Below are 24549 nucleotides of genomic sequence, written 5' to 3' on the forward strand. Positions count from 1 at the left end.
CCTGTCAGTTGGCGGTTCTGCTCTGCTGGATCGGCAACACCACTTTGAAGGACGTACCGGTGCCCACTTCGCTTTTGACGCTGATGCTGCCGCCATGTTTTTTGACGATGCCGTAAGACAGCGACAGGCCCAGCCCGGTACCTTTGCCCACCGGTTTGGTGGTAAAGAACGGATCGAAAATACGTTGCAGGACCTGCGCTTCGATGCCCGAGCCGTTATCGGTCACTTCCAGCCAGACATTGTCTGCTTCGACACCGCTGCGAATGACGATCTGCCCGCGCTCGGCGCCAATGGCCTGAGCGGCATTGACCACCAGATTCATCACCACCTGATTGATCTGCGAGGGCAGGCATTCGACCTGGGGCAGGTCGCCGTATTCCTTGATGACGTCAGCTTTGTACTTGAGTTCGTTGGCGGCGATGTTCAGTGTCGAGTCGATGCCTTGATGCAGGTCCGCCCATTGCCATTGTTCATTGCTGTCCACGCGGGAGAAGGCCTTGAGGTCCTTGACGATCTTGCCGGCGCGGTCGATACCTTCCTTGGATTCACTGATCAGCACCGGGATATCGTCGATCAGGTAATCCAGCTCGATGCGCTCGCGCAGTTCGCTCAAGCGATCCCGCTGCGGACCTGCCGGCAGCGCCTGCTCGGCTTCGCGGTAGGCGAGCAGCATTTCCTTCACCTGGGCGAAATAGCTCTCCAGGGTGCCGAGATTGGAGGAAATGAAGCCGATCGGGTTGTTGATTTCGTGAGCCACACCCGCCGCCAATTGCCCGAGCGAAGCCAGTTTTTCCGATTGCACCAACTGGCTTTCCAGGTGTTTGCGTTCGTCGATCTCGTGTTTCAGCTCTTCACTGGTGCGGGTCAGCTCTTCGGTGCGTTGCTCGACCAGTTGTTCCAGCCGGTCCATCTGCACCGAGGCCAGCTCGGTCATTTCCCATTTAGTGGTCAGCACATGGGCCAGTTGCTGGACTTCAATGTCGTTGAAGGGCTTTTTCCGGGTCAGCAGCCGGTCATGGCCTTGCAGGCGGTCAATCAGGGTTTCCCAGGAATAATCCGATTGCGCGGCGCAGATCACCACCTGCAGGCGCGGATCGGTCTGCCAGAGTTTTTCGATGATCCGCACATCTTCCGCCAGGTGCATGTCGACGAAAGCCAGTGCGTAGGGCTGCCCGTCATCCACTGCCTGCTGTGCATTGAGCAGGCCGTCCTCAGCGTTGTAGACACAGTCGAGCTGGTAGTGGTGGGCAATGATCGGCATGTCATTGCCGAACAGCGCCGCTTCGATCAGGTAAAGGTCCGTCTGGCCACTGCTGTCCGGGACCAGCGCCTTGCGAAAGTCTTCGTGGGTGGCGGGTGTACTGTCGATCAGAAGGATGCGTCGGTTGGACAGGATTTTCATGGTTCACCTGTGACGAGTATCGTTCTTGACTGCCTTGAGCATAGCGCTGTGGATGAGCTTTCATCGGAAATAATTGCAAAGTGCCACTATTTTTCAGTGCCCGGCTATGCTCAGGGCAAGGTCGAAGCGCATGATGACCTGGCACTTCACAAGAAAAATGTGCCACTACCGCCGAGCGAGGTTCTCGCGATGGACGACAAGACTGTTTCTGTCAGTGCATACAAACCGAACGTGCTTCTGGTCGACGATGAAGAGCTGATTCTCAGCAGCCTTCGCCGTCTGTTGCGGACCCAGGGGTACACCCTCCATTGCGCCACCAGCGGCGAAGAAGCGCTGGGCATCATGGCGCAACACCCCATCGATCTGGTGATGAGCGACGCACGCATGCCGCATATGGACGGCTCGACGCTGCTGGCGCGGATTCACGCGCAATATCCGGGCACCATGCGCCTGCTGCTGACCGGTTATGCGGATCTGGACATGATCGTCAAGGCGATCAACGAAGGCGGTATCTATCGCTACATCAGCAAGCCCTGGAATGACGATGACATGCTGCTGACCCTGCGTCAGGCCCTGGCACATCAGTATTCAGAGCGTGAACGTCAGCGTCTTGAGCAACTGAGTCACGAGCAGAACGAAGCGCTGCAACTGCTCAATGCCACTCTGGAGAAGCGCGTGTTGGCGCGTACGTCCGAGGTGCAGCAGACCGCCGATATGCTCGATCTGGCCTACGACGAACTCAAGCACAGCTATGCCACCAGTGCCGAAGTGTTCTCGTTGCTGGTCAACCAGCGCCTGCCTGCCGACAAGCAGACCAACCGGCAGGTCATCGATCTGGTGCGCACCTACTGCCAGGTTCACGCCATCGATGAAACCAGCCGCCGCGACCTGTGCATGGCGGCTGCGCTGCACAATATCGGCAAGCTGGCCTGGAGCGACAGCATGATCGGGGCACCGGCCGATCAGTTGTCGCACATCGAGCGCGAGCGTTATCGGGACTATCCGAAACAGAGCGAATCGTTGCTGATGACCCTCGATCCGATGCGCGATGCGGCCCGCCTGATCCTGCATCATCAGGAGCATTGGGACGGCAGCGGCTTCCCGGACCGGCTCAAGGGCGAGGCGATTCCCTTCGGGGCGCGGCTGCTCAAGCTGGCGGTGGATTTCATCGAGTTGCAGCATGGCCTGATCATTCAGCGGCGCATGAACAGCGACGAAGCGCTGGTATTCATTCGCCAATACAGCGGGCGCTGGTATGACCCGGGCTTGCTGGAGGGTTTCATCAAGGCCTGCGCGGTTTACCGTTCCGACATCACCCTGGGCGATCCGCTGGTCAAGGCCATGAAAGCCCGGGAGTTGAGCGCCGGCATGGTCCTGGCGCGTAACCTGAATGCCGACAACGGCATGCTGCTGCTCAATGCCGGCAAGGTGCTCAGCGAACCTCTGGTCGATAAGCTGATTGCCTTCGAGGCCATGGAAGGCGGCAGCTACACCGTCTTCATCCGTTTGCCTGAACCGGTCCTTTCTCCTGCCTGAAAACTCCCGCCTGAAAATGACCAGGCCCATGCTGCGATTTGCAGCCATGGGCCTGTCTGTCTGCATGAAAAATCACCGACGAACGGTCGCGAGGTCAATCTTCAGCGCGAAAAGTTCCGTGCTTTAGAAAATAATCGCTACCGTCTGTCGGCTATTTTTCTGTAAAAGCCGCCATTTCGCCGGTTGCCATTCAAAAAAATGACGCAATCCATTCGAGGGCATTTCCAAATAAATCGCTGCTTAGAGCAAAAAACCGACTTGTCAAATTTTGGATACAAATGGCATCAAAGTAATGGCTTTGGTGGTTTGGCGACTTTCTTTTGACGCCAATATACCGTTGGGTGGTGTTTAAAAAATAAACGATTCAGCCGATAGTCTCGACGAATCCAGCGGGCGCTCAAGCCCGTTCCAGAGCCATCCTGTCGGTGCGCATTGCGTACCTTGCGAGCAACCCCATGATCGACCTCGCCACCTGGAATCTGTCCGTACCTGTCGGGACTCCAGCCACCATCATCGATACCCCCAAACTGGTCGGTGGTTATCAGGATGGATATTTTCGCTCCGGTAACACGTTGTTTTTCTGGGCGCCGGTAACCGGGTCCACAACGGAAAATGCCAAGTACCCGCGCAGTGAACTGCGAGAAACCACTGCTGACGGTCGGGCCAACAACTGGTCTTACCCCAAGGCGGACAACTTTCTGCGGGCGTCGTTGACGGTCAACCAGGTGCCGTCGAACGGCAAGATCGTGATCGGTCAGATTCACTGCTATGGCAGCAACGAGCCGTTGCTCAAGGTCGAGTACCAGTACAAGGAAAAACTGCAGTCCGGCAATATCGTTGCCAAGCTTCGGCGCAGTCCGGATGCCGAGATTGAAGTGATCATCATTGCCCAGGGTGTGCCGCTCAACCAGCGCTTCGACTACAACATCAACCTGACACCGACAGGCAACCTCAGCGTCACGGCCTTCGACAGTATCTGGAACGTCACGCTCGACCCGACCTGGAGCACCAAGCTGTTTTACTTCAAGGCGGGGGTCTACACCCAGGACAACACCGGGTACACGACGGAAGGGGGCGCAGCTACCTTCTACAAACTGACTATCGCCCACGACAAAAAGGCCTAGGCGGCAAATACCAGGCTGAAGCAGATTCTTCCGGGCTGTGGCTGTGCCACTTCGACGCGACCGCCATGCAAGTGCATGATTGCCGCGACGATGGCCAGCCCCAGGCCGTTGGAGTCGGAGCTTTGATGGCGCGACGAGTCGCCGCGGTAGAAACGGTCGAACAGCCGGTCCAGGGTTGCCTTGGGCAGGACGGGACCCTGGTTTTCCACTTCGATCCGCTGTTCATGCTTGAGCTGAACGACCCGGATCAGAATTCCGCTGCCTTCATCGGCATAGCGAATGGCGTTGGCCAGCAGATTGCTCAAGGCCCGGCGCAGCAGGATCGGATCGGCGTCGAGGCGGCCCTGGCCGCTGGCCTGCAGATCCAGTTGCCGTTCTTCGGCCAAACCCTCGAAATAACCCGTCACCCGTTGCAGTTCGTCCTGCAATTGCAGAGGCTGGCGCTCCAGAACTGCCTGGGCTTCGTCGGCGCGGGCCAGAAACAGGATGCTTTCCACCAGCCGGGAAATCCGCTCCAGCTCTTCAAGGTTGGAAGCCAGCAGGGCCTGATAATCGTCCGCGCTGCGATTTTGCCGCAACGCAACCTGGCAATGCCCCATCAGCGACCCGATCGGGGTGCGGATCTCATGGGCCAGATCGGCGGAAAACTGGGTCAGGCGCTGGTAGCCATCGTCCAGCCGGTCGAGCATGGCATTGAACGCCTCGCTCAGTTGCTGCAGTTCCACCGGAGTATTACGGCTGTCGAGGCGGCTATGCAGGCTGGTCGGGCTGATGCTGGCCGCGTGCGCTGCCATTTGCCGCAGCGGGCGCAATCCGCGCCGCAGCAACACATGCCCGAGCAAGGCGGTCAGTACAAAGGTCAGGGCCACGGCGGCATAAATGCTTTGCCGGAAACTGGCGAGCATGGCCATCTCCTTGACCATCAGGTGCGCCGCCTGCAAGCGCAACTCCACGCCATTGGACAGCGCCTGCACCGACGCCGCCCGCAGCGGTACACCTTGCAGGCTCATGCCGCTGCGCAGATCGTCGACACGCAGCGCCTGATCCTGAGCGACGGTCGGCAGTTCGGGCAGCGGCGCACGTTTGGGGTTCACTGCAATTACCGGTGCCTTGCCCGGTTCGCCAATGATGAAGATGTCGTCTTCGCTGTCGAGCATGTTCTCGAACAACTGCGGGCTGCCCTTGAGGTTGTCCAGGGTCAGGTCATAGCGCAGCAGTTTGCGAAAATGATCCAGCCGGGCGAGCACGGCATGGTCGCTGCGCTGCATGACGGTCTGCTTGATCGATTGATACAGATACAGCCCTGCGCCGCCCACGGTGAACATGGCCACCAGAGCAAAGGCCAGGGTCGAACGCAGGGTCAGGGATGGCTGGCGTCCGGGGTGCATGGCCGTACCTCGCAGACGTAACCGATGCCGCGCACGGTGTGGATGAGCTTGACCGGGTAGGGCAGGTCGACCTTGCTGCGCAGGCGCTTGATCGCCACGTCCACCACATTGGTGTCGCTGTCGAAGTTCATGTCCCAGACTTCGGAGGCGATCTGCGCTCTGGACAGCACATCGCCTTCGCGACGCAGCAACAGATGCAGCAGGGCGAACTCCTTGTTGGTCAGGACGATGACCTGCTGCTGGCGGGTGACGCGGCGGCGCAGCAGGTCAAGTTCCAGGTCGGCCAGATGAAAGTGATCGGCTTCGCGGACCACGCCCCGGCGCAGGATGGTGCGGATGCGCAGCAGCAGTTCGGTGAAGGAAAAGGGTTTGACCAGGTAATCGTCGGCACCCAGTTCCAGACCGCGGATGCGGTCCTGCAACTGGTCGCGGGCGGTGAGAAACAGCACCGGCACATCCTGCCTGGCGCGCAATACTTCGATGATCTGCCAGCCATCGATGCCGGGCAGCATCACGTCCAGCACGATCAGGTCATAGCGGTTTTCCAGCGCCATGTGCAGGCCGTCGGTGCCATGTTGCGTCCAGTCGACCTGGTAGCCGGATTCGCCGAGGCCTTTTTTCAGGTACTCGCCGGTCTTGGTGTCGTCTTCAATCAGCAGGATATGCATTGTGATGCTGGCTACACTCAGGCAGGCGCCATCAGTCGCGCCGGTGCCGGCAGTCTAACCAGTTGCCAGCGGCGAGTCGGTGACATTTTTGTCATTGATCGGCTCGCATTCGGTGAATGACAAAAATGTCATGGGCGGGTCATTTTGCAGTACCGGTAGCGGAGTAATGATGGCGCTCCATTCAATCTGCCAGGGAATTACCGATGAAGACTGCGCTTTCCACTACCTTCGGCCTGCTTTTGCTCAGCGCCGCCGTCATGACTCAGGCTGCCGATATGCCGGTGGTCAAACCGATGCGTGGCACGGTCGAGAGTCTGCAGGCCGACACCTTGAACTTCACCACTCGCGCCGGCCAGCAGCAGAGCATCCAGTTGACCGACAAGACCGGCATCCGCCTGGTTTCCAAGGCCGACCTGGACACCATCAAGCCGGAAAGCTTTGTCGGCTCGGCAGCAATTCCTCAGGCCGACGGCACGCTGAAGGCGCTGGAAGTCACGGTGTTTGAAGCCAGCCTCAAAGGCAGTGGCGAAGGCCACTATGGCTGGGAAAACGCCGATGGCAGCACCGGCACCATGACCAACGGCACGGTCGGCACCTTGTCCAAGGCCAATGGCCGTACCTTGACCGTGCTGTACAAGGGTGGCGAGAAACAGTTGGTAGTGCCACAGGATGTGCCGGTCGCCTACGTCGAACCGGGCCAGCGCAGTGAGTTGAAGGCTGGAGCGAAGATCGTGCTGTTCCCTGCCGATGACGGCAAGTCCGCCCGCGGGATTGCGGTAGGCAAGGATGGCTATACGCCGCCGATGTAACTGACGCGGGAGCGAATTCATGAGGCGGGACCGGATTTATCCGGGAAGAGGCCCGTACATTCACAGCATTTGTGTCGTCAGAAAGAATGTCTTCGCGAATGAATTCGCTCCCACGGCTCGATCAGCTTTCGAGAGAAACCATCATGAAGACCCGTCCCATTCATCCCTGGCCCGTGCGCCTGACCCATTGGGTCAATGCGCTGGGCATGCTCTGCATGTTCATGAGCGGCTGGGCCATCTATAACGCCGCACCGCTGATGGCCTTTACCTTTCCCAAATCCCTCACCCTTGGCGGGTGGCTGGGTGGTTCGCTGGCCTGGCATTTTGCGGTGATGTGGCTGCTGGTGATCAATGGCCTTGCGTATGTGCTGTATGGCGTGTTCAGCCGTCACTTCAAGCGCGACCTGTTGCCGGTACGGCCCGGCGAAGTGAAGCGCGATATCGTCGATGCCTTGCGCTTGCGCCTGGCCCATATCAAGGGCCGTTACAACGCGGTGCAGCGCCTGATGTACTGGTTGGTGCTGGCCATGGGGCTGCTGATCGTCCTGTCCGGGCTGGCGCTCTGGAAGCCGGTGCAGTTTCAGGAACTGGCCAGCCTGATGGGCGGCTACGACGCTGCCCGCTGGGTGCATTTTGCCGCGATGGCGGCCATCGGTGCGTTCGTCATTGTTCACTTGCTGTTGGTGGTACTGGTTCCGCGCACCTTGTTGCCCATGATTACTGGCGGGCGGATGCCGGCTGAAAACGGAAACCCCGGCCATGAATGAACCCCGTAAACGCATTACCCAGCGCATTCGCCTGGAACCCGCGCAACAAAAACAACTGGTGGATATTCAACGTCGCTCGTTCCTGCGCGCCGGGCTGACGGTGGGCGCCATGTCGATGCTCAGTGGCTGTAACCTGCAGGATGGCGATCAGGTGGACAAGGTGCTGTGGGCCATGTCGCGCTGGAACGACCGGGTCCAGGCCTGGCTGTTCAACGGCCAGAAACTGGCGCCGACCTACAGCAAGGCGCAGATCACCAATCCGTTCCCGTTCAATGCCTTTTACCCGGAATACAACGTGCCCGAACTGGAGCTGGCCGATTATCGACTGGCCGTCTCGGGACTGGTTCGCGACCGGCAGCCGTGGACGCTGGAAGCCTTGCGCAAGCTGCCACAGCGTACGGACATCACGCGGCTGATCTGCATCGAAGGCTGGAGCGCCATCGGGCAGTGGGGCGGCGTGCCGCTCAGGACCTTTCTGGAATATATCGGGGCGGATACCACGGCGCGCTTTGTCGGTTTCAAGTGCGCCGACCGTTACTACTCAAGCCTGGACATGCCCACCGCGCTGCATCCGCAGACTCTGCTGGCGCTGGACTTCGGCGACGTCGCCTTGCCGCCCGATTTCGGCTATCCGCTGCGCGTGCGGGTACCTACCAAACTGGGCTTCAAGAACCCCAAGCACATCGTCGAGATAATCGTGAGCAACGAAAATCCGGGCGGGTATTGGGAGGATCAGGGATATAACTGGTTCAGCGGGATTTGAGTGTTCACAACCTGACCCCGTTGCGAGCAAGCTCCGTCCACAGGCAATTCACTTTTTGGGAGGGGGCTTGCCCGCGAAGGGGTAGGCTCAGTCAATCACGCCTTGTTGCCTGGCATAGGTCTTCGCGGATGAATCCGCTCCTGCATTGCAGGAGCGAGTCATCAATTCAACCCCAGTTTACCCCGCAAGGTCGACAGGTCTTCGGCCAGGGTGTTGACCGGGCCGACCAGGGCCTTGCGGTCGTTTTCCTTGACCTTGTCATAAGTCTGGAAACCGCCATCTGCGGTCTTGTAGCGGGCGAGAATCTTGTCCACGGTGGCGAAGTTCTTGTCGACCTTGGCGGCAAAGGCCTTGTCCTGTTTCTCGATCTGCGGACGGAACAGGTCGACGATTTTCTTCGCGCCGTCGATATTGCCCTGGAAGTCATACAGGTCGGTGTGGCTGTAGCGGTCTTCTTCGCCGGAGATCTTGGTGGCTGCGACTTCTTCGAGCAGGGCCGCAGCACCGCCGACGACCTTCTCTGGCGGGAAGGTCAGATCGGCCACGCGGGCCTGCAGGTCGTTGACGTCGGCCATTAGCTTGTCGGCAATCGGGCCTTGATCCTTGGTGCTGTTCTGCGCGAACAGCGCATATTCCAGGCGATGGAAACCGGTGAAGTCCTCGGCTTCAACGCCTTGCTCGTGATCGTCGACGCGCGAGTCGATGGACGCATCCAGATCACTGAACAGCTCGGCAATCGGCTCTACCGATTCGTAGTAGACCCGCGTCGGCGCATAGAGCTTCTTGGCGGTGGCGATATCGCCTTTCTTCACGGCATCGGTGAACTGCTGGGTATGGCTGACCAGTTCGTCGATGTTTTCCGTGACGTAGATCTTGTAATCCGAAACCGGGCCGACCAGATCCAGCGGCGCCGTGGCGGCGAATGCAGCCAGTGGAGTCTGAAGCAAGCCAAGGGTCAGCAGCAAAGCCAGAGGCGTCTTTTTCATGGTGCTCTTCCGGGTGAGGTAATTGGAGGTCATGCGGTTTGCGAAGTCGAGGAAGCCGCCAGCAGGGAGCGACCGATAAAATCCTTGTCGTTTGTTACCCCGGGCAGGGTGAAGAAATAGCCGCCACCCACAGGCTTGAGGTATTCCTCCAGCGGCTCACCGTTAAGGCGGGTCTGGACGGTGATGAAGCCTTTTTCCAGATCGCTCTGGTAACAGATGAACAGCAGGCCCATGTCGAGCTGGCCGTTCTTGTTGACGCCGTTGGAGTAGTTGAACGGGCGACGCAGGATCAGGTTGCGCTGGGTTTGTGGCGTGCGCGGGTTGGCCAGGCGGATATGGGAATCCAGGCGGGTTTTCTTGCCGTGCGGGTCGGCAGCGTAGTTCGGCACGTCGCTTTCCACTTTGCCATCCATGGGCGCGCCGCTGCTCTTGGTGCGGCCAAAGATGGATTCCTGTTCCTGCAAGGGCGTGCGGTCCCAGCGTTCGACGAAGTTGCGGATTATCCGCACGGCCTGATAGCTGCCGTTGGCGGCCCATGCCGGTTCGTCGCTGCCGGGCTGGACCCAGACCAGTTCGTTCATGGTCTTCTGGTTGTTGGAGTCCGGGTTGGCCGAACCGTCACGAAAGCCTAGGAAGTTGCGCGCGCTTTCCGCAGGCTGGCCGGGCTTTTTAGGAGCCTGGGCCGGAACCGTGCCTTCCTGTTTCCAGCGCACCAGCAGCAGGTCCGGTAGGTTCTTGACGATGTCGCGCAGGGCGTGGATGTTGCTGTCCGGGGTGTTGGAACAGAACTGGATGCTCAAGTCGCCGTGGCAACTGCTGGCTTCCAGGGCATCGTTGGGGAAACCCACCATGCGGCTCAGACGCTTGGGTTTGACCGAGGTCAGGCCGAAGCGCTCATCGAACAGCGACTCGCCCACCGAAACGGTGATGGTCAGGTTATCCGGGGTGACCACCGGCCCGAGGATGCCGGAATCCAGCGGCGGCAGCTTCGGGTCGATTTCCTGCACCGGGCCGCCGGTCATCAGGAAAGCGATGCGCTCGTTGAGGGTGCGGAACAGGCGCTCCAGATCTTCCCGGTCGGCCGCCAGCACATCGAAGGCCACCAGCATTCCGGCTGCCGGACGCGGGTTGACGATACCGTTCTGGTGGATGCCGTGAAACTCATTGCGATCCTGAGTCTTGTCGCTGTTCGGCGCTTCGGTGACCTGAGCGGTGCTGGCGGCCAGCGCATTACCGCTCAGGCTGCTGCCGGCCAGTGCAGCACCGGCGGCACCCAGGCCGAGCAGAACACGGCGACGCTGAAGCGAGTGAGGGGCGTTATCGGATTCCGGGTTTTTCATGGTAGTCACTTGTTCACATCTGTCAGAGGTCGGAAAGGCCGAGGGCCGCATCGATCTTGTCGAGGGCATCGGCCAGAGCCTTGGCCTTGTCGGCGATCAACTGGCGCTGCGCAGCATCGACCTGATCGTAAGGGCGATAACCGTCAGCGGTTTTCAGTGCCTTGAGCTGTTCATCCAGAGCGCTTGATGCGCTGTCGAGGTTCTGCAACAGATCGCCCGCGCTCCTGGCCAGCAGCGGACGCAACAGATCGATGACCTTGCGCGTGCCTTCCAGATTGGCGGCGAAGCCGTTCAGGTCGCTGCGGCTATAGCGTTCTTCTTCACCCTTGCTGCGCACTTCGGCCAGGCTGCGCATGGAGCGGGCGACGATATCGGCCAGTTGTTCCGGGGCCAGGGTCTGGGCCAGCAGTTGCTGCTTGAGGCTGGCGACATCGGTTTGCAGACGTTGCGCTATCGGTGCCAGACCTTCGAGGCTGTGCTGCTTGAACAGGCCGTATTCAATACGATGGAAGCCGCCGAAACCCGGGTCCTGCTCGCGTTTTTCGTAGTAGTCGGCGCGGGCATTGATGGCGTTGTCCAGTTCGGCCAGACGCTGCGCCGCCGGAGCAATACGCTGATAGACAGTGCGCGCTGGCGTGTAGGCCGCCTGTGCTGCATTCAGGTCACCGGCTTCGATGGCCTGTTGCAGGGCCGTGACCGCCTTGATCAACGCCGAGCCTTGCTGGCTGAGGTACACGCGGTATTCGGACAGCGGGCCGATGAAGGCGACCATGGACGGGCGCGCCCTGGCCTTGGCTTCGGATTCGGCGGTCGGCGTTACATGCAAGGTGCCGCGCGGGTTGCTCAGCAGGCCGCAGGTGATGGCGTAGTCGCCGGGTTGCAGGTTGGCGTTGATGACCTGGCTCAGGCCCGGCGCGATGTTTTCCCGTTCCTCGACCACCAGCACGCCATCGAGAATTTCCCATTCGACGGCACGTTCTGATCGGTTGACGATGCGAAAGGCGTTCTTGCCTGCCGGGACGGTCAGCGCATTGGGTTCGCAATTGTGGGCGTGAATGGTGACCACGGTTTCATTGCCGGCATTGGCTGCACGTTTTTTCGCGGCGACCTGCGAGGCGTAGTAGAACAATCCACCGGCAGCGATCATCAGGATCACAGAGCCGGCGACTGCCAATCGCAAGGCGCGGGGAGGCCTGGCTTTCCCGGAAAGCTCAGAGGACGGGTTCGACATGTATGCCCTTATTCGTTGGTAGCGGAAGCGGGGGAGTGCGGCTGTTTTTCTGCCGGTGTATGGGGCAGAAAGAACAGCACCAGCGCGCCGATCAGGTAGATCAGGTAAGCGCTCAGCGTGCTGACGGTCGGCGCATCCTGATAACCGAACATGCCGGCCAGCACCGAACCGAGCGGGCCATCCATCGGCAGGCTGGCGCTGAAGTCGATGACCACCTCCTGCAGGTGATTCCACACGCCGGCTTCATGCAGCGCCTGCACGGAGTTGGAGAGAATTCCGGCGGCGACCACCAGGATGAACAATCCGGTCCAGCGGAAGAACAGACTCAGGTTGAGGCGCATGCTGCCGCTGTAGATCGCCACGCCAAAACCGACCGCCAACAGCAGGCCGAGCAGGGCGCCCAGTGGCGCGCCGGAGCCTTCGCTCTGTTGAAAGACCGCGAGCAGGAAAAATACGGTTTCCAGTCCTTCGCGGGCCACGGCGAAGAACACCATGGCGATCAGCGCGTAGGTCTGGTTTTTCGAGCCGGTGAGCGCGGCGTCCAGCGAGGTATGCAGGGCATGCTTGATCGAGCGGGCGACCTTGCGCATCCAGAACACCATGGAACTGAGAATGCCCACTGCCACCAGGCCGACGATGCCCTCGAACAGTTCCTGCTGCTTCTGCGGAAACTCGGCGCTCATCAGCTCCAGGCCACCGCCGACGAACAGCGCCAGCGCGGCGGCCAGAAACACGCCGATCCACACTGCAGGCATCCACTCGCCGCGGCCGGTCTGTTTCAGGTAACTGGCGATGATGCCAACGATAAGCGCGGCTTCAATGCCTTCGCGCAGCATGATCAAAAACGGAACGAGCATGGTTCACCGGGGTAAAGGCTTCGGGGTGAGGTGTTTCAGCGAGCTGTATGGCTGAAACAATGAGTAACATAATGATACTCATTCCCGAATGAGGGCCAGTTGTTTTTCCGGTATTGCCCATGCCGTTCAGGTTAGATTCAGGTCGAGCCTGCGAGCCCCAACGGCCTTGTTACTGCGTGCAGCAGCCCAGTTCATTGAGGATCTGGTGAGCCAGGCGCACCCGTGCTTCATTGGGGTAATTCTTGTTGGCGAGGATCACGATGCCGAGTTTCCTGCCCGGCATGAACGCCACGTATCCGCCAAAACCGTTGGTGGCGCCGGTCTTGTTGATCCAGACATCCTGCTGCGGCGCCAGAGGCGGATTCAAGGCCTGCACGGGCTGGGTTTCGTAGGCCATCCTGTTGGAGTTGCCTTCAATCAGCGCATCGAGTTTTACCGGAGCCTGATACTGCTCCCAGATCAGGTCCTGGGTCATTGCGCCGACCTTGAAATAGCCGGTGCGGGTGTCTGCCAGTGCGCGTTGCAGTGCAGGCGCGACCTCGGTCAGGCCCATGTTCGCTTCGACAAAACGCAGCAGGTCGCGGCTGCCGGACTTCATGCCATAGGCTTCGGCAGCCAGCACGCCGGGGTTCAGCCTGACGGCGGCGTCCTGCTTGTTGTAACCCTGTGCATAGGAAGAGGTCTTGTTCGCGGGTACATCGAGGTAACTGTTGCTCAGGCCCAGGGCCGGGAACAGTTGCTCCTGCATGGCGGTCTTGAACGGCACTTTCATGCTCTTGGCCGCGATCAGGCCCAGCAAGCCGATGCTCGGGTTGGCGTAGCTGCGATGAACGCCGGGCAGGTATTCGGGCTGCCAGGCCTTGAAGTAGCTCATCATCTGCTGGTTATCGTGTATGGCGTCAGGAAACTGCAGGGGAAAGCCGCCTGCGGTATGAGTGCCCAGATGAAAGAGCGGCACCTTGCCCAGCCGGCTGCCATACAACTGCGGCAAGTAGGTGTCGATATTCTCGGTAAGGGAAAGCTGCCCGTTGGCCTGCGCCCAGGTGGCAAGGGTCGCGGTAAACAGCTTGCTGATCGAACCCAGCTCAAACAGTGTGCTGTCGGTGACTTTCTCTTGAGTCTCGCGGGACGCGACGCCGTAGTTGTAGAAGCGCTGTTGTCCGTTGTCGCTGACGGCAATCGACATCCCGGCGATGTTGTATTGCTGCATGACGCTGCGGGCCTGCTGCTCCACGGTTTTATCCAGCGTCTCGCTGCTGGCAGCCGCGGCACTGGCCAACAGGCTGCCGCCGATCAGCAGAGCGGGCGCAAGGCAGGTTCTGGTCCATTGCATGTAGAGCTTCCTTGTATGCGGTGGGGGAGCAGACCCTATCACTTGCATGACAGGGCTCAATAAACGTTACGTCTCAAGATATGACCCGCATGTTTCAACATGCCCTGGCTATACCTGCGTTCCGGCACGCTTGAGCAATTGCTTGCAGCGGTCCGACAGATGGATCACCCGCAAATGCTTGCCAGCATTGTGGTAACGCTCGCGCAGGGTCTTCAGTGCGGCTATCGCAGAGTAGTCGACGAAGTTCAGGTGACGGCAATCGACGGTGACGTTCTCGGGGTCGCTGGCCGGGTCGAACTGATTGAGAAACGGCGTGGTGGAGGCGAAAAACAGCGTGCCATGCATCAGGTAGATCTTGCTGCCGTCCTGCTCCAGATGAGTGTCGGCATACAACTCGCGGGCCTGCTGCCAGGCAAAGTTGAGCGCCGCGATAATGACCCCGAATACCACGGCGGCGGCCAGATCGGTAAGCACGGTGACGATGGTCACGGCGATGATCGCCAGCACATCGTGCATGGGGATCCTGTGCAGCACCCGCAACGAAGCCCAGGCGAAGGTCTGCTGGGACACCACGAACATCACGCCAACCAGCGCGGCCAGCGGAATGCGTTCGATCAGTGGCGACAGGAACAGCACGAACATCAGGATCATTACCCCCGCCACAACCCCGGAAAGCCGACCGCGGCCGCCTGAGCTGAGGTTGATCGCGGTCTGGCCGATCATCGCGCAACCGCCCATGCCGCCGCAGAAGCCGGACACCATGTTGGCTGCGCCCAGGGCCATGCACTCGCGGTTGGAGTGACCACGGGTTTCGGTGATTTCATCCGTGAGGTTGAGGGTCAGCAGGGTTTCCAGCAGGCCGACCATCGCCATCAGCATCGCATAGGGCGCCACGATGTACAGGGTTTCCAGATTCCACGGTATATCCGGCAAGGCCAGGGTCGGCAGGCCACCGGCAATGTGCGCCATGTCACCCAGCGTGTGAGTCGGCAGCTTCAGCAGGTACACCAGTAGCCCGACACTGAGGATTGCCACCAGCGCCGGAGGGATGGCACTGGTCAGGCGTGGCAGCAGGTAGACGATGGCCATGGTCAGGGCCACCAGACCCAGCATCAGGTACAGGCTCTGGCCACTGAGCCAGGTATCACCGCTCTTGAAATGCTCCATTTGCGCCAGGGCAATGACGATGGCCAGACCGTTGACGAAACCGAGCATGACCGAGTACGGCACCATCCGCACCAGCTTGCCAAGGCGCAGCAGGCCGAAGGCAATCATGATCAGCCCGCCGAGTATCACGGTGGCCAGCAGATACTGCGCGCCGTGTTGCACCACCAGCGCCACGATCACCACGGCCATGGAACCGGCTGCACCGGAAATCATCCCCGGCCGTCCACCGAACAGCGCGGTCAGGGTACAGATGATGAAGGCGCCATAGAGCCCCATCAACGGATTGAGGTGGGCCACCAGAGCAAAGGCGATGCATTCGGGCACCAGGGCAAAGGAAGTGGTCAGTCCTGCCAGGACTTCGCTACGGATACGGGGTGATTTCATGGAATACCTGGGAGCGAACGTACTGCGTCACAACCGTGGGCGTACAAACAGAAGGGTTGCCGATGTTACGGAATCTGCGTTTAGCCGACCAGTTAAAAAGTCGCCATGTGCGACTATCATCTGCCTGGGGCTGCTATATGCTGGCCATCTTTACCGAAGCTGAAGGTGTGTGCTTGATGGATGCCGTGTCTCCTCTGGATGCCTATGAACGCGCAGTCCAGCGTGGTTTTCAGCCTGACGAGGCGCAATTGCAGGCTGCCCGGCAGTTGCAGGCGTGTTATCTGGCCCTGGCGCAAAACCGTGGGGCACAGGGCGTTTATCTGTGGGGGCCGGTGGGGCGTGGCAAGACCTGGTTGATGGACCGTTTTTTCGAGAGTTTAAGCGTGCCGGCCCGGCGTCAGCATTTCCATCACTTCATGCGCTGGGTGCACAAGCGCATGTTCGAGTTGATCGGCACACCGGAGCCGCTGAAAGTCGTGGCCCGGGAACTGGGCCGCGAAGTGCGGGTGATGTGCTTCGATGAGCTGTTCGTCACCGATATCGGCGATGCGGTGATTCTCGGCGGCCTGTTGCAGGTGATGTTCGAGGAAGGCGTGGTGCTGGTCTGTACCTCCAACCAGCCTCCGGATCAGTTGTACAGCCACGGCCACAACCGCGAGCGCTTTTTGCCCGCCATCGCCGCTATCCAGCGTTACATGCAGGTGGTGACGGTGGATGGCGGGGAAGATCACCGCCTGCATCCCGGCCAGTTGCATCAGCGCTACTGGATTGCCGAGCCGGGGCGGCCAAGCGCCTTGGGCGAGATTTTCACCGCGCTGAGTGGCGGGCAAACAGCGTATGACTCGCAAGTGATGCTCGGCTATCGCAGCATCAACGTGGTCCAGCACACCGATACGACGGTGTGGTGCCGCTATCGCGACCTGTGCGAGCAACCCTTGGCGGCCATGGACTTCATTGCCTTGTGCGACCGCTTTTCGGTGATCCTGCTCAGCGAAGTCCCGGCACTGAGCGCCGCCCAGCGCGAAGCGAAAATTGCTAGAGGCACCGAGGATGGTGTCGAACAGGTCGTGGCCGGGGATCGCGAGCTGCCGCAACTGTCGCCCAACGATGACGGCGTGCGGCGCTTCATTGCCCTGGTGGACGAATGCTACGACCGGCGCATTCCGCTCTATATCGAGGCGCAGACCTCCATGGATGAGCTGTACACCCAGGGCTATCTGTCATTTGCCTTTCGCCGCACCCTCAGCCGTTTGCAGGAAATGCAACTGGAGCGCTTTACCGAGCATTGATCAAACGGCATCCCGGCGGCGCTGGGCCAGCATATGCCGGGCGCCTTCGATGATCAGTACCACGACCGCCAGCCAGATCGGCAGGTACGTCAGCCATTCGTCACGGCCAATGCTTTCACCCAGCAGCAAGGCCACGCACACCAGCAGCACCGGCTCCACATAACTGAGCAGGCCGAACAGGCTGAACGGCAGAATACGGCTGGCAAGGATATAGCTGATCAGCGCCGAGGCACTGATGACACCCAGTAGCGGGATCAGTAAATAAAGGCCGGGAGCCTTCTGCGCAGCCAGCGGGTCGCCATTGCTGATGAACCACAGGCCGATGGGCAACATGAACAGCATGTCGAACCACAGCCCGCCGAGATTATCGGTCTTGAGCTTGCGGCGCAGCACAAAGTAGAGCGGATAACCCAGGGCGACCAGCAACGTCTCCCAGGAAAAACTGCCCAGCCGCCACAACTCGTGTCCCACGCCGATCATGGCAAAGGTGGCGGCGATCTTTTGCAGGTGCGACAGGTGTTCGCCGTACACGATGCGCCCGGTGACGATCATGCTCAGCGGCAACAGGAAATAACCCAGCGACACTTCCAGACTGCGTCCGTGCAAAGGCGCCCACATGAAGATCAGCAACTGCGCGCCGAGCAGCAGCGAAGACAACAGAATGCCGAACACCAGCAGCGGCTGCTCCCGAAGCCGCCGGGCCAGTGCGCGTACCAGTTGCCAGTCGCCACTGACCAGCATGAACAGCGTGGCGCATGGCACCGTCAGCAGCATGCGCCAGCCAAAGATTTCCTCGCCCGTCAGCGGCGTCATCAATGAGGTATAGAAATACATGACGGCAAACAGCACCGAGGCCGTGACCGACAGGACGACACCTTTATACACGGCGGCCTCTTTGATTGTTGAACGGGGGAAATGCACCGGAAGGGGGCATAGTCTAGTGCGGCGTTGTGAAAATAGCTGGGCTTTTTATAGCGGCTCCATCGACCGCCTGCCCCAATTGTGAACACTGCACATTTGGAACGCCTGCTGACTTTGCTAGGCTGTCAGGCTCGCCAGCACGATTCTGTCTGGTGTCCTCAAGGAGCATGCATGACCTCTTTCAGTCACGAGGCCCAGATAACCAAGGCCCGGAAGGAGCAGTCTTCCACCCGGATAGCGTTTTTCATTGCAGGTTTCAGCGTCGCCTCCTGGGCGCCCCTGGTGCCCTATGCCAAGGCCCGGGTCGGGCTGGATGACGGCACGCTGGGTCTGTTGTTGCTGTGCCTGGGGATGGGCTCGATCCTGTCCATGCCCCTGGCGGGCGCGCTGGCTTCGCGTTACGGCTGTCGTCGCCTGCTGGTCGTTTCAACTGTCCTCATCTGTCTGTGCCTGCCGTTACTGGCCACGATTTCCAGTCTGCCGCTGCTGGTGGCGACTCTGTTTCTGTTTGGCGCGAGCATGGGTGGCGTGGATTGCACGGCCAATATCCAGGCGGTGATTGTCGAGCGGGCCAGCGGCAAGACCATGATGTCGGGCTTTCACGGCCTGTTCAGCCTCGGCGGTATCGTGGGTGCTGCGGGTGTCAGTGCGTTGCTGAGCCTGGGTGCTTCGCCGTTCGTTGCCATGCTGGTGGTGGTCGTGCTGACGCTGATCGCGCTGGCCAGGGCCGCACCGCATCTCTTGCCGTATGGCAGCCAGTCCGAAGGGCCGGCCTTTGCGATTCCTCGCGGCGTTGTGCTGTTCATCGGCCTGTTGTGCTTTACCGTATTTCTCGCCGAAGGCGCGATGCTCGACTGGAGTGCGGTGTTCCTCAGTTCGTTGCGTGGTGTCGAAACCTCGTATGCCGGGCTGGGTTACGCGGTGTTTGCCGTGACCATGACCCTGGGCCGGCTGTTTGGCGATGCCGTGGTGCGGCGGGTCGGTTCCAACCGGATCATCATTCTGGGCGGATTGTGTGCCGCCAGCGGTCTGGCGATTGCCACGTTGATTCCCGCCTGGGAAGCTGCCTTGCTGGGCTACGCGCTGGTCGGGGCAGGTTGCTCGAATATCGTGCCGGTGTGTTACAGCGCGGTTGGCCGACAGACCACCATGCCGGAAAGCGTCGCGATCCCGGCCATTACCACTGTCGGTTATGCCGGGATTCTGGTCGGTCCGGCGGCCATCGGTTTCATTGCCCACGTCAGCAGTCTGGAGCTGGCGTTCATGATCGTTGCCGTGATGTTGCTGGGCGTGGCGATCAGTGGCAGCCAGCTCAAGACCTGACGGTTTTACAGCTTGCGCGCCATGCCCGAGACGCGGATCGAGCTGCCGCTCTGCTCGGGGATTTCGGCGCGCAGGCGCGACGGGCTGCCCATGTCTTCGCCTTGCAGAATGTCGATCACTCCACCGTGGGGCCAGCCGATATCGCGCAGATAACCGCCCAGCGCCGCGGTTGCCGCACCCGTGGCCGGGTCTTCATAGACGCCACCGAAGGCGAACGGATTGCGGGTATGGAAGAACTGCTCGCTTTCTGCGAACAGCAATAGAATCGTGGCCCAGCCTTCACGCACCATCAGTTGGCGTCCGGCTTCCTGATCGTATTGCATGGCCTTGAGCGTTGAACGGCTGTTGAGCGCCAGCAGCAGATGTCCGGCACCGCCATTGATCGCTGCGGGCGGGAGGCGGCTGTCCAGATCACTGTGTTGGTAGCCGAACAGGCTCAGTGCTTCTTCCAGCAATGCCGGGCTGATCGCCTTGCTGTGCGTCGGGGGTGATTGCAGGGCCGCCGAAATCAGCGAGCCCTGGGCATGGCCTTCGACCGTGATGTCGGCCTGATTGAGGCTGAGCCTGAAGACGCCGTCGCCATGCAAGCCGGCCAGCGCCGCGCCCAGAGCGATGGTGGCGTGACCGCAGAAAGGCACTTCGGCCAGCGGCGAGAAGTAACGCACCCGCCAGCCATCCTCGATTGGAGCGGCGAAAGCAGTTTCCGAAAAGCCGACCTCGGCTGCAATCCGTTGCATGCTGCTGTCATCGGGCAGCGCATCGCCAATCCATACACCTGCCGGGTTGCCGCCTTGGTCGCCATCGCTGAATGCAGCCAGTTTGAGAATTTCCGTGTTCATTTCGGGCAGGCCTTGTCGTCACTGTGAGCGATGATTGTGCCCCAAGCCTTTGGTCTTGAGCCAACCGTCCATGCATTCAAGGCCGCGATGGCGCCTCACATCTGGACAGGCGGCGCTGCACGATGCGTTCGCGCAGGGTGTCGTAGGCCCAGTTGAAGGCCATGGTGTAAGGCAGGAAAAACAGCAATACACCAATGTCCAGCCAGAAGGCCTGCATCAGGCTGATGGACAACCACCAGGCCGCCAGCGGCACGACGGCCAGAATCAGCCCGCTCTCGAAACACACGGCATGCACCATCCGGGCGGTGAAGGTCATGGCAAAGCCTGTCCTGCGCCGGATGCGGTCGAAGATGGCGTTGAACAGCATGTTCCAGAGCATCGCGGCGGTGGAAATCATCACCGTCAGCGCGCCCATCTTGCCCAGCGATTCATCCATGATCCAGGCCAGCAACGGGGCACAGATGATCAGACCAATCAGCTCAAAGAGCAGCGCATGCAGGATGCGTTCTTTAAACGATTTGACAGGCACCCTGGCGGAGCCGGTGCTCTGACTTGTCTGTTCCATGGCAAATCTCACCTCTGTAGTCATCGAAGGCTGCATTCTCATCGGTCATTGAGCTAAAGTGAAAATAGTTTCCATCGGAAAAACCGATAACAGGTCGCCCATGAGTTTTTCACCCGAAGCCCTTGAAGCCTTTGTCCAGATCGTCGAACTGGGCTCGTTCAGTGCTGCTGCCCGGCGTATGGGCAAGAGCCAGTCGACCATCAGCGAAGCCATTTCCCGCCTGGAAATCGATCTGGGATTCGAGCTGTTCGACCGTTCCGCCCGGCAACCGGTGCTGACCGAGGCGGGAAAGGCCATGCTCGGGCGGGTCGAAGACGTGCTGGGCGCCTCGGACCGTTTGCGCCGTGCTGCCGGGCGGCTGGCCGCAGGTGTCGAGCCGCGACTGACCCTGGTGCTGTCCGATGCCAATCAGTTTTCCGAATTCGAGATGCGCATGACCGAACTGGACCAGCGCTTCCCCGAGCTGGAACTGGAATGCATGTTTGCCGAGCACGGCGATGCAATCAATCTGATCCAGTCGGGCAGGGCGTCGCTGGGTCTGTTGTCGGCCCAGGCAAGTTACCCGCCGGAAATCGGCCATGCCACCATTGTCGAGCGTGCGGATTTCGGACTGTTCGTCTCCCAGCAACACCCGCTCGCTGCGCTGCCAGAGGTGAATTACCAGCAATTGTCGGAATACCGGGCACTGCGCCTCAACACTCTGATCGAGCACAGCATCCCCACTGACGACTTGCCAACCAGCGGCTATCGCAACTGGTCGGCGCCCAATTACCTGCTGTTGATGGACATGGCGGCATTCGGCTTCGGCTGGTCGGCCCTGCCGCGCTGGCTGGTGTCGCGCTACGCCACCGGGCTTTTGAAGGAACTCAAGGTCCCCGGCTGGCCGCGCAGTTCGGCTGTCGACGTGATCTGGTCGCGCCAGCGCAGCCTTGGTCCAGCGGGCTCATGGCTGCTGGAAACGCTGGTGCCGGCCGGCGAGTAGGCGCCAATTCATTCGTGAATAGGTTGTTGAAGCCGCAGGAAATGTATCGCCTGACAGGTAGTCTTCGCGGATGAATCCGCTCCCACACAGTCAGTATTTCAAGAAGCACTTTCCGGCAGGCAAATAAAAACCCGCCGAAGCGGGTTTTTCCAAAGACCATCCAACTCCCTGTTGGCCGCCTCCCAGGCAATGGTCGATCATCCTTGATCCTGGTGGACTCCTTGTTCACCAGTTGTTGGATCCAATGCTACGGGCCCAGGCGAAAAGCGGAAAGAGCGAAGTATCTTCAGCTCGTGTAAGCCTTTGGCTATACGTTGGCTCTGAGATGACTGATGAAAGGATTTTTCGCGAATGAATTGGCTCCTGTTGCAGGGGTGAAAGGGAGCCCATTCATTCGCGAAACTGTCGTTTCAATGCGTTTCAACCCTGTGCAGCGAACGATCCACTACGGTCTTGGCCAGTTCAACCAGATGCACAACCGAAAGTGCCAGATGCCGCTGTGTCCCGCTCAAACGGTCGCTGCTTTCATAGGCGGTCGCCGCAGCGCAACTGAGCAGCTCCGAGGCGTAGCACAGGGATTGTTCGAGGGTGGTGTTCTGGCTGGAAGGGGAGGATTTATCGAGGGATAAAGCGGGTTCGGTATTGAGCATGCTGGATGACTCCTAACGCTATTGGAATGGCCACCCGCTATCGCTACTAAACGATTAAAGGTGGCGGCTGTGCGAAGGTTAGTAGACCGGGCGTTAGGATCCGGCGCATCCGAAGATGCCCTGCGCACAGCCACCATAGAGTGCCGTGAATATCGACGGACTGTAGGGTGACACCATGCGACTAACGACCACGGGCTACTAAACCCGATCACTGATATGCAGCGACCGGCGCACGTTAGTGGCCTGAAGCGAGAGGCGCAAGGGGCTGCGGATTCTCCCGGAAATGTCTCCCAAGAGAAAGAGATAAGGCCTACAAATGCTATTCCTGGCGACATACAGATTGCCCTCTTGAGACAGATCAGCGAAGCTCCCGCCGCATCAGTTAATGGACAGGAACGTTGCGCATGTCGCTCAGAGTGATGGTGGTCGGTGGTTATGGAAATTTCGGCAGTATCATCTGTCGGCATCTGGCCGTTGTACCGGGTATCGAACTGGTAATCGCCGGGCGTGATGCGCAAAAGCTGTCCGCCAAGGTCGAAGCGCTTCGGCAGCAATCCGGCACCACTGTCCAAAGCTGGTGCGGAAATGCCATGGGGGCGGACTTGCAGCCTGCGCTGGTGCAGATGGACATCCAGTGGCTGATCCATACCGGCGGCCCGTTTCAGGGGCAGTCCTATGCGATTGCCGAATCGTGCATCGAGGCGGGCGTCAATTACTGCGACCTGTCTGACTGTCGGCATTTCGTCAACGGCATTGGTGTGCTCGATGCGCGCGCCCGGCAGGCCGGTGTAGCGATCTTCAGCGGTTGCAGCTCGGTGCCTTCGCTGTCTTCGGCAATCATCGATGAGCATCGCCATCGCTTTACCCGCATAGACAGCATCGAGCACGGCATTTCATCTTCGGCGAAGATGCCGGGTCTATCGACCATCGAAGGCGTGCTGGCGTATGCCGGCAAGCCGATCAACCAGCTCAAGGCGGGGCAGGTGCATGCGGTGCCGGGCTGGCAAGGCCTGACCTTGCGCAAGATGCCGATGATGGGCACCCGGCTGCTGGCCAATGTCGACGTTCCCGACATGGATATCTTTGCCGCTCGCTATGGCGCCCGTAACCTCAGTTTCAAGGCCGGATCGGGCCTGATACTTGGCGGTGTCGCCAACTATCTGCTGGCGCTGGCGGTGAGAGTCGGCTTGCTCCGCTCTGTTGCAGACTGGCCTGCACGGCTGCATCGCTGGGGAACGGCGTTCGAGCGTTTTGGCGATGGCAAAAGCGCAATGTTCATCGATGTGCGCGGCCTAGACCACGATTCCCGTCCGCTATTGTTGACAGTGCAACTCACCGCCTCCAACGACAAGGGCCCGGAAATCCCCAGCTGCGCCGCCGTCGCCCTGATGGAGAAGATCAACCGCGGCTACCAACCCGAACTCGGCGCCAGAGCCTGTGTAGGCGAAATCACGGTTGACGAATACCTGGCGGCGATCAACGAACCGTCGAGTATTCATCTGTCCGTGCAGTTTTGCGAAGAGCCGCGCTGATCGATGACCTACCTTCTGCTGAAATACATCCACATCATCGCAGCGATTTTCTTGTTCGGTTTCGGCATGGGGTCCTACCTGTACCTGATCGCTGCCAGCCGCACCGCCAACCCGCAAGTGATCGCCCATGTCGCCAGAATGGTGGTGCGCTTCGATGCCTGGATCACCACACCCGCCGGTTTTATCCAGCTCATCACCGGCTACCTGCTGACCCGCCTCATGGGCCTGCCGCTGACCACCGAATGGATCATGACGTCGCTGGTGATTTTCCTGTGCGTGGGCTCGCTCTGGCTGCCGGTGCTGGTCCTGCAAACACGCTTGCAGAAGATTGCCCTGGCGGCGGCTGACACGGGAGCGGCGTTGGGGGAAGAGTATCGGGGGATTTACCGAAAGTGGTTCTGGATGGGCGTGCTCGGGTTTGCGGGCATGTTTGTGATTGTGCTGATTATGGTGACGAAGATGGTGCCCTGGCAGTTGCTGGGGATGTTGGGGTGAGTCGGTAGCGGTTTGTTGTGTTTACCTTGATATTTTGGGGGAGTTGAGCAATTGCACTGGCAGGGCCACGCCGTTTGCGTGGGGTTTGACCAGTGCATTTGGTGGTTGTGACAGGTGGGGTTCGATTCGGGTATCCAGAGATGATGGGTAGAAATGGGGAGTCTGTTCTCGGTCAAAGGCTTGTAGTGGTCAACTTTT

General features: G+C 59.9%; 23 protein-coding genes. 10 read left to right on the forward strand and 13 right to left on the reverse strand.

What is annotated here, in order from left to right:
• Nucleotides 1–4: 4 nt before the first annotated feature.
• The gene (locus ALQ04_RS15715) at nucleotides 5–1402 is read right to left on the reverse strand and encodes an ATP-binding protein (protein ID WP_122316666.1); all 1398 of its coding nucleotides are present in this window, start codon (nucleotides 1400–1402) and stop codon (nucleotides 5–7) included.
• A 189-nt stretch (nucleotides 1403–1591) separates the two neighbouring features.
• Between ALQ04_RS15715 and ALQ04_RS15720 the strand changes: the two genes are divergently transcribed.
• Together ALQ04_RS15720 and ALQ04_RS15725 are read left to right on the forward strand one after the other, a co-directional pair.
• On the forward strand, nucleotides 1592–2938 hold the full coding sequence (locus ALQ04_RS15720; protein ID WP_122316693.1) for an HD domain-containing phosphohydrolase: 1347 nt from the start codon (nucleotides 1592–1594) through the stop codon (nucleotides 2936–2938).
• A gap of 455 nt (nucleotides 2939–3393) precedes the next feature.
• Nucleotides 3394–4062 (forward strand): polysaccharide lyase family 7 protein, encoded by a 669-nt coding sequence (locus ALQ04_RS15725; RefSeq protein ID WP_122316667.1) that lies wholly within the window; start codon nucleotides 3394–3396, stop codon nucleotides 4060–4062.
• Here the strand turns inward: ALQ04_RS15725 and ALQ04_RS15730 are convergent.
• Together ALQ04_RS15730 and ALQ04_RS15735 are read right to left on the reverse strand one after the other, a co-directional pair.
• On the reverse strand, nucleotides 4059–5450 hold the full coding sequence (locus tag ALQ04_RS15730; RefSeq protein ID WP_122316668.1) for a heavy metal sensor histidine kinase: 1392 nt from the start codon (nucleotides 5448–5450) through the stop codon (nucleotides 4059–4061). The genes ALQ04_RS15725 and ALQ04_RS15730 overlap by 4 nt on opposite strands.
• Complete coding sequence (locus ALQ04_RS15735; RefSeq protein ID WP_122316669.1) at nucleotides 5423–6118, reverse strand: heavy metal response regulator transcription factor; 696 nt, start codon at nucleotides 6116–6118, stop codon at nucleotides 5423–5425. The genes ALQ04_RS15730 and ALQ04_RS15735 overlap by 28 nt, the downstream gene beginning before the upstream one ends.
• 203 nt (nucleotides 6119–6321) lie before the next feature.
• Between ALQ04_RS15735 and ALQ04_RS15740 the strand changes: the two genes are divergently transcribed.
• The 3 genes from ALQ04_RS15740 to ALQ04_RS15750 all read left to right on the forward strand — a co-directional run bounded on the left by ALQ04_RS15740 (nucleotide 6322) and on the right by ALQ04_RS15750 (nucleotide 8457).
• Nucleotides 6322–6927: a hypothetical protein gene (locus ALQ04_RS15740; RefSeq protein WP_122316670.1), complete on the forward strand. Its 606-nt coding sequence runs from the start codon at nucleotides 6322–6324 to the stop codon at nucleotides 6925–6927.
• A 143-nt stretch (nucleotides 6928–7070) separates the two neighbouring features.
• Nucleotides 7071–7694 carry a cytochrome b/b6 domain-containing protein gene (locus ALQ04_RS15745; protein ID WP_122316694.1) on the forward strand — a complete coding sequence of 208 codons (624 nt, stop codon included), beginning with the start codon at nucleotides 7071–7073 and terminating at the stop codon, nucleotides 7692–7694.
• The gene (locus tag ALQ04_RS15750) at nucleotides 7687–8457 is read left to right on the forward strand and encodes a molybdopterin-dependent oxidoreductase (protein ID WP_122316671.1); all 771 of its coding nucleotides are present in this window, start codon (nucleotides 7687–7689) and stop codon (nucleotides 8455–8457) included. Before ALQ04_RS15745 ends, ALQ04_RS15750 begins: the two co-directional genes overlap by 8 nt.
• Nucleotides 8458–8618: 161 nt before the next feature.
• Here ALQ04_RS15750 and efeO (ALQ04_RS15755) read toward each other — a convergent pair whose 3' ends face one another.
• The 6 genes from efeO (ALQ04_RS15755) to ALQ04_RS15780 form a co-directional block, all read right to left on the reverse strand.
• Complete coding sequence (gene efeO / locus ALQ04_RS15755; RefSeq protein ID WP_122316672.1) at nucleotides 8619–9443, reverse strand: iron uptake system protein EfeO; 825 nt, start codon at nucleotides 9441–9443, stop codon at nucleotides 8619–8621.
• A gap of 29 nt (nucleotides 9444–9472) precedes the next feature.
• A complete protein-coding gene (gene efeB / locus ALQ04_RS15760) occupies nucleotides 9473–10783 on the reverse strand; it encodes an iron uptake transporter deferrochelatase/peroxidase subunit (RefSeq protein WP_122316673.1) in 1311 nt (436 codons plus the stop codon).
• A gap of 22 nt (nucleotides 10784–10805) precedes the next feature.
• Nucleotides 10806–12014 carry an iron uptake system protein EfeO gene (gene efeO / locus ALQ04_RS15765; protein ID WP_122316674.1) on the reverse strand — a complete coding sequence of 403 codons (1209 nt, stop codon included), beginning with the start codon at nucleotides 12012–12014 and terminating at the stop codon, nucleotides 10806–10808.
• Between the two features lie 8 nt (nucleotides 12015–12022).
• The gene (gene efeU / locus ALQ04_RS15770; protein ID WP_122316675.1) at nucleotides 12023–12871 is read right to left on the reverse strand and encodes an iron uptake transporter permease EfeU; all 849 of its coding nucleotides are present in this window, start codon (nucleotides 12869–12871) and stop codon (nucleotides 12023–12025) included.
• A 169-nt stretch (nucleotides 12872–13040) separates the two neighbouring features.
• A complete protein-coding gene (gene ampC, locus ALQ04_RS15775) occupies nucleotides 13041–14204 on the reverse strand; it encodes a class C beta-lactamase (RefSeq protein ID WP_122316676.1) in 1164 nt (387 codons plus the stop codon).
• Nucleotides 14205–14312: 108 nt separating this feature from the next.
• Nucleotides 14313–15755 (reverse strand): SulP family inorganic anion transporter, encoded by a 1443-nt coding sequence (locus tag ALQ04_RS15780; RefSeq protein ID WP_122316677.1) that lies wholly within the window; start codon nucleotides 15753–15755, stop codon nucleotides 14313–14315.
• Between the two features lie 176 nt (nucleotides 15756–15931).
• Here ALQ04_RS15780 and zapE point away from each other — a divergent pair, with 176 nt between their 5' ends.
• A complete protein-coding gene (gene zapE, locus ALQ04_RS15785) occupies nucleotides 15932–17044 on the forward strand; it encodes a cell division protein ZapE (protein ID WP_122316695.1) in 1113 nt (370 codons plus the stop codon).
• Here zapE and rarD read toward each other — a convergent pair whose 3' ends face one another.
• Nucleotides 17045–17929, reverse strand: coding sequence for an EamA family transporter RarD (gene rarD, locus ALQ04_RS15790; RefSeq protein WP_122316678.1), 885 nt, complete (start codon nucleotides 17927–17929; stop codon nucleotides 17045–17047).
• Nucleotides 17930–18136: 207 nt separating this feature from the next.
• On the opposite strand from rarD, the gene ALQ04_RS15795 reads away from it, so the two are divergent.
• The gene (locus tag ALQ04_RS15795; RefSeq protein ID WP_122316679.1) at nucleotides 18137–19288 is read left to right on the forward strand and encodes an MFS transporter; all 1152 of its coding nucleotides are present in this window, start codon (nucleotides 18137–18139) and stop codon (nucleotides 19286–19288) included.
• Between the two features lie 5 nt (nucleotides 19289–19293).
• Here ALQ04_RS15795 and ALQ04_RS15800 read toward each other — a convergent pair whose 3' ends face one another.
• On the reverse strand, nucleotides 19294–20127 hold the full coding sequence (locus tag ALQ04_RS15800; RefSeq protein ID WP_122316680.1) for a PhzF family phenazine biosynthesis protein: 834 nt from the start codon (nucleotides 20125–20127) through the stop codon (nucleotides 19294–19296).
• Nucleotides 20128–20203: 76 nt separating this feature from the next.
• The gene (locus ALQ04_RS15805; RefSeq protein WP_122316696.1) at nucleotides 20204–20692 is read right to left on the reverse strand and encodes a multidrug/biocide efflux PACE transporter; all 489 of its coding nucleotides are present in this window, start codon (nucleotides 20690–20692) and stop codon (nucleotides 20204–20206) included.
• Nucleotides 20693–20792: 100 nt separating this feature from the next.
• On the opposite strand from ALQ04_RS15805, the gene ALQ04_RS15810 reads away from it, so the two are divergent.
• Nucleotides 20793–21674 (forward strand): LysR family transcriptional regulator, encoded by an 882-nt coding sequence (locus tag ALQ04_RS15810; RefSeq protein WP_122316681.1) that lies wholly within the window; start codon nucleotides 20793–20795, stop codon nucleotides 21672–21674.
• A gap of 410 nt (nucleotides 21675–22084) precedes the next feature.
• Here the strand turns inward: ALQ04_RS15810 and ALQ04_RS15815 are convergent, their stop codons facing one another.
• Nucleotides 22085–22324: a DUF6124 family protein gene (locus ALQ04_RS15815; protein ID WP_122316682.1), complete on the reverse strand. Its 240-nt coding sequence runs from the start codon at nucleotides 22322–22324 to the stop codon at nucleotides 22085–22087.
• Nucleotides 22325–22728: 404 nt separating this feature from the next.
• Here ALQ04_RS15815 and ALQ04_RS15820 point away from each other — a divergent pair, with 404 nt between their 5' ends.
• Both ALQ04_RS15820 and ALQ04_RS15825 read left to right on the forward strand, forming a co-directional pair.
• The gene (locus tag ALQ04_RS15820) at nucleotides 22729–23856 is read left to right on the forward strand and encodes a saccharopine dehydrogenase family protein (RefSeq protein ID WP_122316683.1); all 1128 of its coding nucleotides are present in this window, start codon (nucleotides 22729–22731) and stop codon (nucleotides 23854–23856) included.
• Between the two features lie 3 nt (nucleotides 23857–23859).
• On the forward strand, nucleotides 23860–24351 hold the full coding sequence (locus tag ALQ04_RS15825) for a DUF2269 domain-containing protein (RefSeq protein ID WP_122316684.1): 492 nt from the start codon (nucleotides 23860–23862) through the stop codon (nucleotides 24349–24351).
• Nucleotides 24352–24549 lie beyond the last annotated feature (198 nt).

This window comes from Pseudomonas cichorii (assembly GCF_003700275.1).
GTDB lineage: Bacteria > Pseudomonadota > Gammaproteobacteria > Pseudomonadales > Pseudomonadaceae > Aquipseudomonas > Aquipseudomonas cichorii_B.

Bases quoted from the DNA above. Each gene is read 5' to 3' on its own strand.
- ALQ04_RS15780 (WP_122316677.1), bottom strand. From the start codon at position 15,755: ATGAAATCACCCCGTATCCGTAGCGAAGTCCTGGCAGGACTGACCACT.
- ALQ04_RS15745 (WP_122316694.1), top strand. From the start codon at position 7,071: ATGAAGACCCGTCCCATTCATCCCTGGCCCGTGCGCCTGACCCATTGG.
- ALQ04_RS15805 (WP_122316696.1), bottom strand. From the start codon at position 20,692: ATGGAACAGACAAGTCAGAGCACCGGCTCCGCCAGGGTGCCTGTCAAA.
- ALQ04_RS15715 (WP_122316666.1), bottom strand. From the start codon at position 1,402: ATGAAAATCCTGTCCAACCGACGCATCCTTCTGATCGACAGTACACCC.
- efeO (WP_122316674.1), bottom strand. From the start codon at position 12,014: ATGTCGAACCCGTCCTCTGAGCTTTCCGGGAAAGCCAGGCCTCCCCGC.
- efeB (WP_122316673.1), bottom strand. From the start codon at position 10,783: ATGAAAAACCCGGAATCCGATAACGCCCCTCACTCGCTTCAGCGTCGC.
- ALQ04_RS15740 (WP_122316670.1), top strand. From the start codon at position 6,322: ATGAAGACTGCGCTTTCCACTACCTTCGGCCTGCTTTTGCTCAGCGCC.
- ALQ04_RS15810 (WP_122316681.1), top strand. From the start codon at position 20,793: ATGAGTTTTTCACCCGAAGCCCTTGAAGCCTTTGTCCAGATCGTCGAA.
- ALQ04_RS15750 (WP_122316671.1), top strand. From the start codon at position 7,687: ATGAATGAACCCCGTAAACGCATTACCCAGCGCATTCGCCTGGAACCC.
- ALQ04_RS15820 (WP_122316683.1), top strand. From the start codon at position 22,729: ATGTCGCTCAGAGTGATGGTGGTCGGTGGTTATGGAAATTTCGGCAGT.
- efeO (WP_122316672.1), bottom strand. From the start codon at position 9,443: ATGAAAAAGACGCCTCTGGCTTTGCTGCTGACCCTTGGCTTGCTTCAG.
- zapE (WP_122316695.1), top strand. From the start codon at position 15,932: ATGGATGCCGTGTCTCCTCTGGATGCCTATGAACGCGCAGTCCAGCGT.
- ALQ04_RS15730 (WP_122316668.1), bottom strand. From the start codon at position 5,450: ATGCACCCCGGACGCCAGCCATCCCTGACCCTGCGTTCGACCCTGGCC.
- efeU (WP_122316675.1), bottom strand. From the start codon at position 12,871: ATGCTCGTTCCGTTTTTGATCATGCTGCGCGAAGGCATTGAAGCCGCG.
- ALQ04_RS15735 (WP_122316669.1), bottom strand. From the start codon at position 6,118: ATGCATATCCTGCTGATTGAAGACGACACCAAGACCGGCGAGTACCTG.
- ALQ04_RS15825 (WP_122316684.1), top strand. From the start codon at position 23,860: ATGACCTACCTTCTGCTGAAATACATCCACATCATCGCAGCGATTTTC.
- ampC (WP_122316676.1), bottom strand. From the start codon at position 14,204: ATGCAATGGACCAGAACCTGCCTTGCGCCCGCTCTGCTGATCGGCGGC.
- ALQ04_RS15800 (WP_122316680.1), bottom strand. From the start codon at position 20,127: ATGAACACGGAAATTCTCAAACTGGCTGCATTCAGCGATGGCGACCAA.
- ALQ04_RS15720 (WP_122316693.1), top strand. From the start codon at position 1,592: ATGGACGACAAGACTGTTTCTGTCAGTGCATACAAACCGAACGTGCTT.
- ALQ04_RS15795 (WP_122316679.1), top strand. From the start codon at position 18,137: ATGACCTCTTTCAGTCACGAGGCCCAGATAACCAAGGCCCGGAAGGAG.
- ALQ04_RS15815 (WP_122316682.1), bottom strand. From the start codon at position 22,324: ATGCTCAATACCGAACCCGCTTTATCCCTCGATAAATCCTCCCCTTCC.
- ALQ04_RS15725 (WP_122316667.1), top strand. From the start codon at position 3,394: ATGATCGACCTCGCCACCTGGAATCTGTCCGTACCTGTCGGGACTCCA.